Origin of the sequence: Acidisoma sp. PAMC 29798 (assembly GCF_030252425.1) — a bacterium.
Taxonomy (GTDB): Bacteria; Pseudomonadota; Alphaproteobacteria; order Acetobacterales; family Acetobacteraceae; genus Acidisoma; species Acidisoma cladoniae.
Map to the genome: position 1 here is coordinate 897,651 of NZ_CP126994.1, position 13,081 is coordinate 910,731.

The window sequence follows — 13,081 nt, forward strand, 5'->3', positions numbered from 1 at the left end:
GCGATGGACTACCAGGACTTCTTCCAGCAGCGGATCGATGGGCTGAAGCGCCAGGGCAATTACCGCCGCTTCGCCGAGCTGGAACGGTCGCCGGGCAAATTCCCGCATGTGTCCGTGGCCGGTGGGCAGGAAGTGACGGTCTGGTGCTCCAACGACTATCTCGGCATGGGGCAGAATCCGAAGGTTATCGCCGCGATGCATGCGGCGCTCGACCAAAATGGCGCCGGTGCCGGCGGCACGCGTAATATCTCCGGCACCGGCACCGCTCATGTCGCGCTGGAGCGTGCGCTCGCCGGGTTGCACAGCAAGGAGTCAGCACTGCTCTTCAACTCGGGCTATATGTCGAACTGGGCTAGCCTCAGCACGCTGGCCTCGCAGCTCCCCGGTTGTGTGGTCTTCTCCGACGCCTCCAACCACGCCTCGATGATCGAGGGCATCCGTCACAGCCGCGCCCGCTGCGAGGTCTTTGCCCATAATGACCCCGCCGATCTCGCCCGCCGCATGGCCGAGCTTCCGCGCGAAACGCCCAAGCTCGTTGCCTTCGAATCCGTCTACTCCATGGATGGTGACATCGCCCCGATTGCCACGATCTGCGACGTCGCCGAGCGCTATGGCGCGATGACCTATCTCGACGAGGTTCATGCCGTCGGCATGTATGGCCCGCAGGGTGCGGGCATCGCGGCGCGGGACGGACAGGCACATCGCATCACCCTCATAGAGGGCACGCTGGCCAAGGGCTTCGGTGTCATCGGCGGCTATATCGCGGGCTCCGCGAGCCTGTGTGACTTCGTGCGCTCCTACGCGTCGGGGTTCATCTTCACCACCGCCTTGCCGCCCATGGTCGCAGCGGGCGCGCTTGCGGCCATCAATGAACTTGCCGGCCGCGATGACCTGCGCGCCCGCCATGCGGATCGCGTCGCGCGGGTGCGGGCGGCGCTGGATGCGGAAGGTGTGCCGCATTACGCCAACCCGAGCCATATCGTGCCTGTCATTGTCGGCGACCCCGTCAAATGCCGCGCGATGACCGATATGCTGCTGGAGGACTTCGGCATCTACGTGCAGCCGATCAACTACCCGACGGTTCCGAAGAAGACCGAACGGCTGCGCATCACACCGTCACCGCTGCACAGCGATGCCGATATCGCCCATCTCGCTCAATCCCTCGGCGAAGTCTGGTCGGCCTTCAAGCTGAGCCGGGCCGCGTGAGCGCGCTTCTCCATATCTCGGGCGACCAGCCTGAGGCGCTGACCGAGCGGGCACCGCGCGCCCGGCGCGTCTACCCCTTCAGCGCCATCGTCGGTCAGACGGAGATGACGCTCTGCCTGCTGCTGGCGGCGGTCGATCCCGGTATTGGCGGCGTACTCGTGATGGGCGATCGCGGCACCGGCAAGTCGACGGCTGTGCGCGCCCTCGCCGGGCTGCTGCCGGCAATGCGGGTGGTCGCGGATTGCCCCTATCACTGCGATCCGGCTGCCGATGCCGGTGCGTGTCCGTTCTGTGCCGAACGCCATAGTGAGGCGCCGCGTGAGCGTCTGGCGGCGGTTCCCACGGTCGATCTGCCGCTCGGCACGACCGAGGATCGGCTGGTCGGCGCGCTCGATCTCGAACGCGCCCTGCTGGATGGCGTTAAGCGGTTCGAGCCGGGCCTGCTGGCCCGCGCGCATCGCGGCTTCCTGTATATCGATGAAGTCAATCTTCTCGAAGACCATCTCGTCGATCTGCTGCTGGATGTGGCGGCGTCGGGCGAGAACGTGGTGGAGCGCGAGGGTCTCAGCCTGCGCCATCCAGCGCGGTTCGTGCTGGTCGGCAGCGGCAATCCGGAGGAGGGCGATCTCCGCCCCCAACTGCTGGACCGCTTCGGCCTGGCGGTGGAGGTCTCCACGCCCAGCGCGCTCGCCGACCGTGTCGAGGTTCTGCGCAGGCGCGATGCCTTCGACACCGATCCCACAACCTTCCTGGCCCGATGGGCTGAGGCCGAACGCGCGTTGAGCAGCCGCATTCTCGCCGGCCGCGTGCGCCTGAGCAGTGTGGCGACGCCGGATGCCGCGCTTGAACTGGCAGCACGGCTCTGCATCGCTCTTGGCACCGATGGGCTGCGCGGCGAACTGACCCTGCTGCGGGCCGCCCGTGCGCTCGCGGCCTTCGACGGTGACGATACGATCACACCTGGCCATCTGCGGCGGGTCGCACTGCCTGCGCTGCGGCATCGGTTGCGGCGCGATCCGCTGGATGAGGCCGGCGCCGGCCCCCGCGTCGAACGCGCGGTCTCGGATCTGTTTGGCGCGGCATGAACGCCAGTCCTCCCGCCGCCTCGGCTTGGACACTCGCTTGCCTGGCGGCGCGGCTCTTCGCCCACGACCCCTTCGGAACCGGCATCCAGGTGAAAGCCTCCGCCGGCCCGGTCAGGGACCGTTTTCTGGGCATGCTGCGGGCGATGATGCCGGTCGAGGCACCCTCGCGGCGCTGTCCCGCCACGATCGGGGATGACCGCCTGCTCGGCGGCCTCGACCTGGGTGTGACGCTCGCGACCGGCCGGGCCACGGTCGCCCGGGGCCTGCTGGCCGAGGCAGATGGCGGGATCGTCGTCATTGGCTCGGCGGATCGCCTGACGGCCGGCATAGCCGCACGCCTCGCCGCCACGCTCGATTGTGGTGAGGTGGTGGCTGAGCGGGATGGCTTGGCCATTCGCCATCAGGCGCGGATCGGTCTCATCCTTCTCGATGAGGATGCGGAGGAGGGGCTGCCGCCCGGCTTGCGGGAAAGGCTCGCCTTTCGGATCGCGCTCGACAGCGTTCGGCTGTCGGACACGACAGCCTGCCTGCCGCAGGTGACGGCGCGTCCCGGCCCGATCGCAGCCGATGACGCTGTCATCGCGGCTCTCTGCGCCACGGCTGAGGCCTTGGGCATTGGGTCGGCCCGCGCGGCTTGGCTAGCGCTGCGCGCGGCCCGCGCGGCGGCGGCGTTGGATGGGCGCGACGCGGTGACCGAAGCCGATGCCGCCCTTGCGGCACAGCTTGTCTTCGCCCATCGCGCGACACGCCTGCCGCAAGAGGCGGAACAGTCCGCCGAAGAGCAGGAGCCGGAGACGCAGACGGAGCCTGATGGCGTGGAGGATGACGCGGCAGAGGCGCCGCCCATGGATGACACAATGGCCGAAGCGGTGCTGGCGGCGGCGGTTGCCGCCCTGCCGCCCGATGTCCTGGCCCAGCTTGCTGCCCAGGGTAAGGCAGCTGGCGCGAGCGGCCGACCGGTCGGCCGCACCACAGGTAAGCCGAGTGCGGGCCGACGTGGGCGGCCGATCCCGTCGCGGCCGGGCCGCCCTGGCGGCGGTCAGCGCCTCGATGTGGTCGAAACCCTGCGCGCCGCCGCCCCTTGGCAGCGGCTGCGCCGCCATGCTGCAGGCGAGCGGATCGCGTTTCGGGCCAGCGACCTGCATGTGCGGCGCACGAAGTCTCATCCCCGTGCCACGACGGTCTTCCTGGTCGATGCCTCAGGTTCCGCCGCGCTCAATCGGCTGGCGGAGGCCAAGGGCGCCGTCGAGCTGATGCTCGGCGAATGCTATGTCCGGCGTGATCAGGTCGCGCTGTTCGCCTTCCGGGGGACGGCCGCCGAATTGCTTCTGCCGCCGACCGGTGCCCTGGCGCGGGCGCGCCGTTGCCTCGGCGCCCTGCCGGGTGGAGGTGGTACGCCCCTCGCCGCCGGCTTGAAGGCGGCCTCCGCCCTGGCCGAGACGCTGCGGCATCGTGGCGAAACCCCACGGCTGGTGGTTCTGACGGATGGACGCGCCAATGTGGCGCTGGATGGGGTCATGGATCGTAGCCGTGCCATGGCCGATGCCGATCGCGTCGCGCGCCATGTTCGTGCGACCGGGCTGCCGGCGCTGGTGATCGACATTTCGCCACGGCCGCAGCCGGAGGCCGCGCGCATCGCGGCGGCGATGGGCGCGCGTTGCTTGGTCTTGCCGCGCGCCGATGCCGCCGCCCTCAGCCGCGCCGTGAGGGCGGCGGCATGATCGGCGCGCCCGATTGGATGCAGGATGGCCGGGACTGGCCGAACCGCAAGTCCAGCCGCTTCGTGGTTGCCGGCGGCCTGCGCTGGCATGTTCAGATCATGGGTGGGTCCGCGGCCGGCAGGCCTGCGGCCGTGCGGGCGCCCGTCATCCTGCTGCTGCACGGCATGGGCGCCTCGACCCATTCCTGGCGAGATCTGGCGCCGCTCCTGGCAACACGCTTCACGGTGGTGGCGCCCGATCTGCCCGGCCATGGCTTCAGCAGCCATCCCGCGCCGGCGCTGATGACCTCCGTTGGCATGGCGCGGGCTGTCGCTGCGCTGCTCAAGACGCTGGACATGCAGCCGGCCATGGTCGTCGGCCATTCGGCGGGTGCCGCCGTTGGCGCGCGGTTGATGCTGCTGCATTTGATCGCGGCCGTGCCGATGGTCAGCCTCAATGGCGCGCTGTCGCCCATGCCAGAGCATCAAGGCGCGCTCTATTCCCTCATGGCCCGCGCCTTGAGCAATAGCCCCGCGACGTCATGGGTCTTCGCGCTGCAGGCACGGCGGGAGAAGACGGTGGACAGGCTGCTGGCCGCGACCGGCTCGCGCATCGATGCTGACGGCCGAAAGTTCTACGCCCGGCTGATGAGCCGGCCAGGCCATGTCGGCGGGGCTTTGCGCATGATGGCGCGCTGGAACCTGGATGACCTCGACCTGACGAAGCTGGAAGCGCCGGTCACCCTCATCGTGGGTGACCAGGATGGCATGGTGCCGCCCGAGGATGCGACGCGGGTGCAGGCGCGGCTGCCACACGGGCGGGTGGTGATGCTGCCCGGCCTGGGACATCTCGCCCATGAGGAAGCGCCGGGGATGGTCGCCCGGCTGATTGAGGATGCGATGGTTATGGATCAAGCGAGGCAAGGGGCGCTGATGATGGTGGCGGACTGCGCGTGACGGCCATTTTCATGAACGGTCGCTTGATCGACCTGATCCTCATCCTTGTGCTGGCCGAGGCTATCGGCCTGATGATGCTGCGTTGGACCACCGGCAGTGGCATCGCGCCATCCGCCCTGCTGGCCAATCTTGCCGCTGGCGCCTTCCTGCTGGCGGCGCTGCGCTGCGGCTTATCGGGCGCGGGGGCAGGGTGGATCGGGCTTTGCCTCACTTTGGCCCTGGTGGCGCATCTTACCGATCTGCGCGCGCGGTGGTTCGCATGATCGCCGCCGCCGACCTGCGCGCCTGCGCCGCCACGCTGCGGACCGGATCGCGCTCCTTTGCCTTGGCCTCGCTGTTCCTGCCCCGCCGGGTGCGTGCGCCCGCGACCGCGCTCTATGCTTTCTGCCGCGCCGCCGACGACGCCATCGATCTCAGTGACGATCAAGCAGCCTCGCTGGATACGCTGCGGGTTCGGCTGGACGCGATCTATGCCGGCAACCCGGACGATGCTGTGGACCGCGCCTTCGCCGCCGTGGTGGCGGATTTCGCCCTGCCGTACGCCCTGCCTAATGCCCTGCTCGAAGGGTTTTCCTGGGACGTCGAAACCCGGCGTTACGAGGATCTGCCAGCCCTCATTGGCTATGCCATGCGGGTCGCCGGCACCGTCGGCGTGATGATGGCGCTGCTGATGGGCACGCGTGACGCGGCGATGGTGTCAGCGGCCTGCGACCTCGGCTGCGCGATGCAACTCACCAATATCGCCCGTGATGTGGGTGAGGATGCGCGGGCAGGGCGGCTGTATCTGCCCCTGTCCTGGCTGCGGGCGGAGGGCATCGACCCCGATATCTGGCTGGCCGCACCGCAATTCACGCCGGGCCTCGGCCGCGTCGTGGCCAGGCTGCTGGATGAAGCCGGGCGGCTCTATACGCGCGCCGAGCCGGGCATTGCCCGCTTGCCGGCCCGCTGCCGCCCTGCCATCCGCGCGGCACGGCTGCTCTATGACGGCATCGGTGAGGCGGTGGCGCGGGCGGGGCACGACTCGGTCTCGGCGCGCGCCGTGGTTCCGGCGGGCCGCAAGTTCACGCTTCTCGCAGGCGGTTTCGGCGGGCGGTCGGGCCTGTTGCTGGCGCCCACGGAGGCGAGCGACTTCCTCGTCGGCGCCGTCTGGCCGGCATCGTCTGCGCCGCCAGCGATGGCGCCCTGGCGGAAGGTGGATGACAAGATCGGATGGGTGGTCGAGCTTTTCGCCCGCCTCAATGAACGGGATCGGGTCCATGCAATCTCTGAACCCAGCGCTATCGACCACGCCGCCGAAGCCTAGCCGCAGTCTGCATCGCTTCGCCAATCCGGGGCGGTTTCTGCGGCTGTCGGGGCGCGTTCTGCCGCCGCTCGCGGTCGCGGGCGGTGTGGTGACTGTGGCGGGCCTTGCCTGGGGTCTGTTCTTCTCCCCCGCCGACTGGCAGCAGGGCGACGCGGTGCGCATCATGTATGTGCATGTGCCGGCGGCCTGGCTTGCCTCCATGGGCTATGCCGGCCTCGCCCTCTGTGCGCTGTTCTCCATCATCTGGCGCCATCCGCTCGCCGATCTTGCGGCCATGGAAATCGGGCCGATCGGCGCCGCCTTCACCGCTGTGTGCCTCATCACCGGCAGTCTGTGGGGCAAGCCGATGTGGGGCGCCTGGTGGGTCTGGGATGCGCGCCTCACCTCCGTCCTCGTGCTGTTCTTTCTTTATCTCGGCCATATCGCCCTGGTGCGCGCCTTCGACAATCAGGAGCGGGGTTTTCGCGCCGCCGCCATTCTCGCCCTCGTCGGGGCCGTGAACCTGCCGATCATCAAGTTCAGCGTCGATTGGTGGAACACGCTGCATCAGCCCGACACCATCCATCTGTTCGGCCAGAGCACGATGTCGGGCTCGATGCTGCATCCGTTGTTGGTCTGCGCCCTCGGCTTCACGCTGCTGTTCGCAGCCTTGGTGCTGGCGCGGCTGCGCGCGGCGGTGATGGAGCGGCGCATCCGGTCGCTGCTCATGGCGCGCGTGCAGCGTGCCGAGGGCCTGCCCGCATGACGCATCTCGGCTTCATCGCAGCGTCCTACGGCATTGCCGTCGTGGTCGTTCTGGTGCTGAGCGCGGATGCCTGGCGGCGTCTGAGCCAGGCCAAGCGCCGTTTGGCCGTCTTGGACGCCGCATCGCCGCGTCGTCGGGCGGCGAAGGCATGACCCGCAAGCGCCGCCGCCTCTGGGTCGTTGCGGCCTGCGCCATCGGGTTTGGCAGCGCCACGGCGCTGACGCTGTCCGCCTTCAGCAGTGACATCGTGTTCTTCATGCTGCCGGGGGACGTGTTGTCCAAGCATCCCGATCCCGGCCATGCCTTCCGGCTCGGCGGCATGGTGGCGCAGGGCACGCTGCGGGAGACGATGGTGGATGGCGAGCCCGGCGCGCGCTTCGGCGTGACGGATGGCCATGGCCATATCGTGTCGGCCGAATATATCGGTGTGCTGCCCGATTTGTTTCGCGAAGGGCAGGGCGTGGTCGCCATGGGCGCGATGACGCCGGAGGGTGCCTTTCGCGCGACGGAGGTGTTGGCCAAGCATAGTGCCGATTACATGCCGCCGGAGGTCGAGGCTGCGTTGAAGAAGAACGGCATGTGGAATCCGGCCACCGGCAACGCGCCGCCCGCCGCCGCCTGGAACGGCACGGCCGCGAAGCTCGCGGGCGGGTAGGGGGATGAGCATGCCGACCCTGGTTTGGGCGCCCATGGGCCCGCGGATCAAGTCCGCGGGTGACGGTTTATGTCTGGTCCGGCGGACCGCTCATACCTACGGCATGATCCCCGAACTCGGCCATTTCGCGATTGCCCTCGCCTGCGTCATCGCCGGCGGGTAGGGCGGCCGTCACCGAACGGCGCGTAACAGGGCCTCGGCCCTCATCCATCATCGTGACTGCCTAGGTCTTACCCGCAATCCCGGGCGCGGTGACGCGCGCGAGGGCCACCGGCTCACCAGCTCACAAACAAACATTCAGTATGTTTGCCAACTTCGAGCGGTCTCCAATCGGACATTGTTCCAGCTAAACTTCAAAATTTATACATATTAAACAAATAGATAACGGAATTCTCTGGCCTGATCTCTCCGGCCATCAGGCTGGCACTTAGCGATCTCGGTTACGTGAGATTCTTGTTGACCAGAAGAAACAAACAATACAACAGTTCATTCGGACATTTTCTCTGTTGTGTCGCCTCATTGTCTTTTGGCCCCTCAAACCCACGGAAGCCGCTCATGACCATAGATCGATCTGACCCAAGGCAGGCCCACCCCGGACTCGCGAAGAACTCTGTTGGTTTAACGACGCTGGTCATGCAGAGCGTTGCCCAGATCGCCCCTGCCGTCGGCGTGCTCACAACGATCGGTTTCAACACCCAGCAGGCCGGGCTGGGTGCGCCGTCAACCTATCTCGTGGCCTTCGCCATCGCGATGATCGTGGCCAGTTCCCTGAGTCAGCTGGCGAAGTTCTTTCCGTCGGCGGGCGGGTTTTATACCTATGTCAGCGCGACCGTCGGGCCAGGCTCGGGCTTTATCGTCGGCTGGATCTATTCCTGGTTCGTGGCCGCCATTCCCGGGGCATTGGCGTCCTACACGGCCTTCGTTCTTCAGGGCGAGTTGAAACAGCAATATGGCATCAACGTGCCGTGGCCGATCTTCGTCGTCGCAATTCTTCTGTTCGTCGCCTACATCGGATACCGAGGCATCGCCGTCTCGGGGAAGATGCTGACGATCTTCTCCATCGTCGAAATGATCATCGTCCTGGCCTTGGCCATCACCGGCATCGCGCATCCCGGCCCCGGCGGCATTTCGGCCGTCGGCTTCAATCCGGCGAGCAGCACGAGCACGCATGGTTTCTTCATCGCCGTTGTGTTGTCGATCTTCGCATTCACGGGGTGGGAAGGCGCCGCGGCGGTCGCCGAGGAAGCGCGTGATCCGCGCAAGACAATTCCAAGGGCGATTCTAGGGTCGCTGGTCTTGCTCGGCATTTATTACGTGTTTTGCGCCTGGGGACTGCAGATCGGCTGGGGCACGAAAAATCTGTCCGGCCTCGCCAGCGCGACAGAAAACCCGGCCTTCATTCTTGCTCATCGCGTCTGGGGCGCCGGCTGGGTGCTCGTTCTTCTCGCTCTGCTCAATTCCGGCATCGCTGTGTGCATCGCCTGCACGGTCGATTCCACCCGCAACTGGTATGCGATGGCGCGTGCCGAAGCACTGCCGCGTTGGGTTGGTTTCATCCATCCAGAGCACCATACGCCGTCCCACGCGGTCTTCGCTCAGTCCGCATTGGCCCTGCTCGTTGGGCTTGGCGGCGGCTGGCTCGTCGGTCCCGACAATATCTTCTACCTGCTGGGGACCGTGGGCACGCTCGTCTATGTCGTCGTCTACACGCTCGGCAATATCGGCGTCGTGCGGTTCTTCATGACCGTACGCAGGCAAGACTTCAATCCGGTCCTCCATCTCATCTTCCCGATCATTTCGACGGTCGCGCTCTTCGTAGTCGCCTATTATTCACTCGTGCCACTTCCGGCGGCGCCGGTGTCCTACGCCCCGATCGTCGCCGTAGTCATGCTTGCGCTGGGCTTCGCCGTGCTGATCAAGCTGCGCCTCGGCGGTGGGCAGGGGTGGAAGACCCTGTCCAAGGCCGTGGTGGAGCTTGACGCTCACGCCACAACCGCTGCTTAGACGTGGACTTCACGTCACCGCATTGGTCAGGACCACTCCCCTTGAACGCCAGCCAAAGACATGACCGGATCCTCGAACTGCTGGAGAGCGAGGGCCGCCTGGCGGTCTCGGATCTGGCCCTGCGCTTGCAGGTGTCGGACATGACGATCAGGCGCGATTTTGAGGTCCTGGAGCAGATGGATTTGCTATCGCGGGTGCATGGAGGGGCGGTGCCCTCCGGCAGCCGCAGCTATGAACCGCCCTTCGCGGTGCGTGTCGGGCGGAACCTCGAAGCGAAGCAGCGGATTGGCCAGGCCGCTGCCAATCTGCTGCGCGACGGGGAAACGGTCATTCTGGATGCGGGCACAACGACGCTCGAAGTCGCGCGTTCGCTTCGCGGACGCAAGAATTTGCGCGTCCTCGCCCTCAGTCTTCATATCGCGGATCTTCTGGTCGATGAGCCTGGCATTACGATCATGCTCAGCGGCGGCGTCGCGCGGCCGGGCGAGCGGTCGATGATCGGACATCTGGCGGAACAGACCTTTCGGGAGCTGTCTTTCGACACGCTCTTTCTCACGGTCGGCGGCATAGACACGAGATCTGGCCTCACAGAATACAATATCGATGATGCCGGCATCAAGCGCGCAGCCTTTGCCAGCGCACGCCGCCGGATTGCGGTCGCGGACGGATCCAAGATCGGCAAAACCGCCTTCGTGAAGATCTGCGCGATCGACGACCTCGATGTTTTGATAACGGACGCCACCGCACCGGATGACATTCTCGATCAATTTCGCAATGCGGGCGTCGATATCATCGTCGCCTAATCAGGGAGGCTCTCCTATGGCTTCTAGCCAGATTCTGCCAACAGAGGTTCATACCATCGTGGTCGGCGGCGGCACCGGCGGGGCAACCTGCGCCGGACTTCTTGCTGCGCATTCCACAGAGTCGATTCTTCTCCTGGAGGCAGGACCAGATTACGGTCCGTTCCAGGGCGGCACTTGGCCCCATGATCTTCTCGATGCGCGCGCGATTCCGCTGTCTCATGACTGGGGCTTGAACAGTGGTGATTTCTGCCGCGACCGCGTGATCGATTTCCCACGCGCGCGCGTCATGGGCGGATGCTCGGCTCATAATGGCTGCACGGCGTCCGTCGGTGCGCGGGCGGATTACGATGAATGGGAGGCTGCGGGCAATGCAGGCTGGGGCGCCGCAGCGATGGCCCCTCTTCTCGATCTGATGCGGCGGCGGTTCCGCGTGCGCACTCTCACCGTGGGCGAACTCACCATGGCGCAGGCCGCCTTCATGAGAGCCGGTCATGCTGCGGGCTTGCCCTTCGCAGATGATCTCGATCAGTTGGAAGCCGGTGTCGGCATCGGCCCGATGACCGCCAATATCGTCGATGGGACGCGATGGAACAGTTCCTTCGCTTTCATCGACCCCGTCAGGCATCGCCAGAACCTGACGATCCTCGGTGAGGTCATGGTCGACCGCATCATGATCGAACAGGGTGAGGTTCGCGGCCTGCACGTTCTCATCAACGGCGAAGCCCATCTGGTGCGGTGCGCGCGCGTCATTCTCGCAGGCGGCGCCTATGGCAGTCCCGCAATCCTGCTGCGGTCCGGCATCGGGCCGGCGGGTGATCTCGCGGCACAGCAGATCGAGATTGTCGCCGATCTGCCCGGCGTCGGGGGGAATTTGCTCGATCACCCCTGCGTTCAATTGGACTTCGAAGGGAGCCCGGACTTCCTGGAAGCAGTCCGCACCAATCCCCGGCATGTGGACGAACAAACGGTCGGTCGGGCGAAATCGGACCTCTGTGACAGCGGCCCCTACGATATCCATGCCTTCCTGGTCGCCGGCGCCAATAGCGGTCATGTGGGACTGCCCCCGATCACCCTCTACGGCGGGGCGATGCGGGCGAAATCGCAAGGTCGCGTGACACTCAGGGATGCCTCGCCGCTGTCTGTTCCCCTCGTCGATCCACGATATTGCACGGATCCTGATGGGCATGATCACAGCGTGCTCTCGCAGGCCAAGGACTTACTGACGGCAATATCTGCCGAACCAGGCTTTGCAAAGGTTCTCGGCAAAGCGCAGCCGAGACCGGTTGTTGATCTAGCAACCGAAGTGGTGAACTATTGTCACCCGGCGGGAACGTGCAAAATGGGCCCGGCGCGCGATCCGCAGGCCGTCGTTGGATCAAATGGCGCGGTTCATGGCGTCAGCGGCCTCTATGTTGCCGACGCCTCGGTCATGCCGACCATCACGCGTGGCAATATCAACCTGCCGACGGCCGCCATGGCCGCGCGCATCGCCGCCACCATGCTGGGTATGACGCCCGATGTCCTGGCGGCTCATGGCTGACACGCCATTGCGCAAGCCTTATCATTTCTGTGAGAGAATAAGATGACCGACGTCATGACGCATGGCTACGAACAGGACATGCTCGACCAACCCGAGGCGCTTGAGGCCTTTGCTGCGCATCCGCTGCCGGACGCGCTGGCCGCGCTCGATCCCACGCGCTTCGACCGGATCGTTCTAACGGGGATGGGATCGTCCGATTATGCGACGATACCCTTGGAACTGCTGTTGACGCGTCAAGGCCTGCCGGTTTGGCGCATCCAGACCGGGCGCCTTCTCGAAACGCCGGAACTGATCACAGGGCGCACACTGCTCTGGATCACCTCGCAATCGGGACGGAGCGGGGAGGTGGTCGCGCTCATCGACAGCGTTCGGCGCAGCGAGGGAACGGTGATCGTTGCCACCACAAATGATGCCGCGAGTCCGGTGGCGCGCGCGGCCGATCACGTTGTGCTGTTGCGGAGCGGTAGCGAGGCCACGGTCAGCAGCAAAAGCTATCTGAATACGCTGGCGAGCTTCCATCGCGTGGCCGCTCGATTAAGTGGTCGGAGCGATGCCGAGGCAGTGGCGGAGATCATGGCGGTCGCGGCCAGCCTGCGTCTGCGCCTTGCCGAACCCGGCTCCGCCGTCGTCGCACTGGCGGCGCGCGCCTTGGAAGGCCCAATGCCCCGCCTGGCGCTGGTCGGTGGCGGTGCGGATGCGACGACCGCCCTGACCGGTGCCCTGATCCTCAAGGAGGCGTCCAAGGTCGCCGCAGAGGGCTATGTGGGCGGCGCGTATCGCCATGGCCCGATGGAGACTGCCGGCCGGGGCGCGACACTCCTGCTGTTCGGCACCGGCGCGGATGAGGACGTCACGCTCAAGCAACTGGCGACCGATCTTTCGGGAACAGGCACGCTCGTCGTGTCGGTGTCGCCCCAGGCTTACGCGGGCGCCGAGCACATCGCCGTTCCCAACACGACTGCGTTGGAGCGGCTCGCGCATGCGATGGTGGTTGTGCAGCAGCTGAGTCTTGGTCTCGCCCGTGGATCGGGCCTGGTTCCCGGTGAGTTTCTCTACGGCAAGAAGATCACGTCGCAGGTCTGAC

Annotated in this window: 14 protein-coding genes; all 14 read left to right on the plus strand. The window is 66.2% G+C overall.

What is annotated here, in order from left to right; all coding sequences use genetic code 11:
• Positions 1–3 precede the first annotated feature (3 nt).
• The gene (gene hemA / locus QP803_RS04340) at positions 4–1,206 is read left to right on the plus strand and encodes a 5-aminolevulinate synthase (RefSeq protein WP_284946471.1); all 1,203 of its coding nucleotides are present in this window, start codon (positions 4–6) and stop codon (positions 1,204–1,206) included.
• Entirely contained in the window at positions 1,203–2,291 is a 1,089-nt protein-coding gene (gene bchI / locus QP803_RS04345; protein WP_434082885.1) for a magnesium chelatase ATPase subunit I, read from the plus strand. The genes hemA and bchI overlap by 4 nt, the downstream gene beginning before the upstream one ends.
• The gene (locus QP803_RS04350) at positions 2,288–4,012 is read left to right on the plus strand and encodes a magnesium chelatase subunit D (RefSeq protein WP_284946473.1); all 1,725 of its coding nucleotides are present in this window, start codon (positions 2,288–2,290) and stop codon (positions 4,010–4,012) included. Before bchI ends, QP803_RS04350 begins: the two co-directional genes overlap by 4 nt.
• Positions 4,009–4,947: an alpha/beta fold hydrolase BchO gene (gene bchO / locus QP803_RS04355; RefSeq protein ID WP_284946474.1), complete on the plus strand. Its 939-nt coding sequence runs from the start codon at positions 4,009–4,011 to the stop codon at positions 4,945–4,947. The genes QP803_RS04350 and bchO overlap by 4 nt, the downstream gene beginning before the upstream one ends.
• Positions 4,944–5,210: a hypothetical protein gene (locus QP803_RS04360; protein WP_284946475.1), complete on the plus strand. Its 267-nt coding sequence runs from the start codon at positions 4,944–4,946 to the stop codon at positions 5,208–5,210. Before bchO ends, QP803_RS04360 begins: the two co-directional genes overlap by 4 nt.
• Positions 5,207–6,250 carry a phytoene/squalene synthase family protein gene (locus QP803_RS04365; RefSeq protein WP_284946476.1) on the plus strand — a complete coding sequence of 348 codons (1,044 nt, stop codon included), beginning with the start codon at positions 5,207–5,209 and terminating at the stop codon, positions 6,248–6,250. The genes QP803_RS04360 and QP803_RS04365 overlap by 4 nt, the downstream gene beginning before the upstream one ends.
• Positions 6,204–6,995 carry a heme ABC transporter permease gene (locus QP803_RS04370; RefSeq protein ID WP_284946477.1) on the plus strand — a complete coding sequence of 264 codons (792 nt, stop codon included), beginning with the start codon at positions 6,204–6,206 and terminating at the stop codon, positions 6,993–6,995. Before QP803_RS04365 ends, QP803_RS04370 begins: the two co-directional genes overlap by 47 nt.
• Positions 6,992–7,147 carry a heme exporter protein CcmD gene (gene ccmD / locus QP803_RS04375; protein WP_284946223.1) on the plus strand — a complete coding sequence of 52 codons (156 nt, stop codon included), beginning with the start codon at positions 6,992–6,994 and terminating at the stop codon, positions 7,145–7,147. The genes QP803_RS04370 and ccmD overlap by 4 nt, the downstream gene beginning before the upstream one ends.
• Positions 7,144–7,650: a cytochrome c maturation protein CcmE gene (ccmE, locus tag QP803_RS04380; RefSeq protein ID WP_284946224.1), complete on the plus strand. Its 507-nt coding sequence runs from the start codon at positions 7,144–7,146 to the stop codon at positions 7,648–7,650. Before ccmD ends, ccmE begins: the two co-directional genes overlap by 4 nt.
• A gap of 10 nt (positions 7,651–7,660) precedes the next feature.
• Positions 7,661–7,813: a hypothetical protein gene (locus QP803_RS04385; RefSeq protein ID WP_284946478.1), complete on the plus strand. Its 153-nt coding sequence runs from the start codon at positions 7,661–7,663 to the stop codon at positions 7,811–7,813.
• A 470-nt stretch (positions 7,814–8,283) separates the two neighbouring features.
• On the plus strand, positions 8,284–9,654 hold the full coding sequence (locus QP803_RS04390) for an APC family permease (protein WP_284946479.1): 1,371 nt from the start codon (positions 8,284–8,286) through the stop codon (positions 9,652–9,654).
• 41 nt (positions 9,655–9,695) lie between these two features.
• A complete protein-coding gene (locus QP803_RS04395; RefSeq protein WP_284946480.1) occupies positions 9,696–10,457 on the plus strand; it encodes a DeoR/GlpR family DNA-binding transcription regulator in 762 nt (253 codons plus the stop codon).
• 16 nt (positions 10,458–10,473) lie between these two features.
• Positions 10,474–11,997: a GMC family oxidoreductase gene (locus QP803_RS04400; RefSeq protein WP_284946481.1), complete on the plus strand. Its 1,524-nt coding sequence runs from the start codon at positions 10,474–10,476 to the stop codon at positions 11,995–11,997.
• A 42-nt stretch (positions 11,998–12,039) separates the two neighbouring features.
• A complete protein-coding gene (locus QP803_RS04405) occupies positions 12,040–13,080 on the plus strand; it encodes an SIS domain-containing protein (RefSeq protein ID WP_284946482.1) in 1,041 nt (346 codons plus the stop codon).
• Position 13,081 lies beyond the last annotated feature (1 nt).

Bases quoted from the DNA above. Each gene is read 5' to 3' on its own strand.
- hemA (WP_284946471.1), top strand. From the start codon at position 4: ATGGACTACCAGGACTTCTTCCAGCAGCGGATCGATGGGCTGAAGCGC.
- QP803_RS04350 (WP_284946473.1), top strand. From the start codon at position 2,288: ATGAACGCCAGTCCTCCCGCCGCCTCGGCTTGGACACTCGCTTGCCTG.
- bchO (WP_284946474.1), top strand. From the start codon at position 4,009: ATGATCGGCGCGCCCGATTGGATGCAGGATGGCCGGGACTGGCCGAAC.
- QP803_RS04365 (WP_284946476.1), top strand. From the start codon at position 5,207: ATGATCGCCGCCGCCGACCTGCGCGCCTGCGCCGCCACGCTGCGGACC.
- QP803_RS04370 (WP_284946477.1), top strand. From the start codon at position 6,204: ATGCAATCTCTGAACCCAGCGCTATCGACCACGCCGCCGAAGCCTAGC.
- ccmD (WP_284946223.1), top strand. From the start codon at position 6,992: ATGACGCATCTCGGCTTCATCGCAGCGTCCTACGGCATTGCCGTCGTG.
- ccmE (WP_284946224.1), top strand. From the start codon at position 7,144: ATGACCCGCAAGCGCCGCCGCCTCTGGGTCGTTGCGGCCTGCGCCATC.
- QP803_RS04385 (WP_284946478.1), top strand. From the start codon at position 7,661: ATGCCGACCCTGGTTTGGGCGCCCATGGGCCCGCGGATCAAGTCCGCG.
- QP803_RS04390 (WP_284946479.1), top strand. From the start codon at position 8,284: ATGCAGAGCGTTGCCCAGATCGCCCCTGCCGTCGGCGTGCTCACAACG.
- QP803_RS04400 (WP_284946481.1), top strand. From the start codon at position 10,474: ATGGCTTCTAGCCAGATTCTGCCAACAGAGGTTCATACCATCGTGGTC.
- QP803_RS04405 (WP_284946482.1), top strand. From the start codon at position 12,040: ATGACCGACGTCATGACGCATGGCTACGAACAGGACATGCTCGACCAA.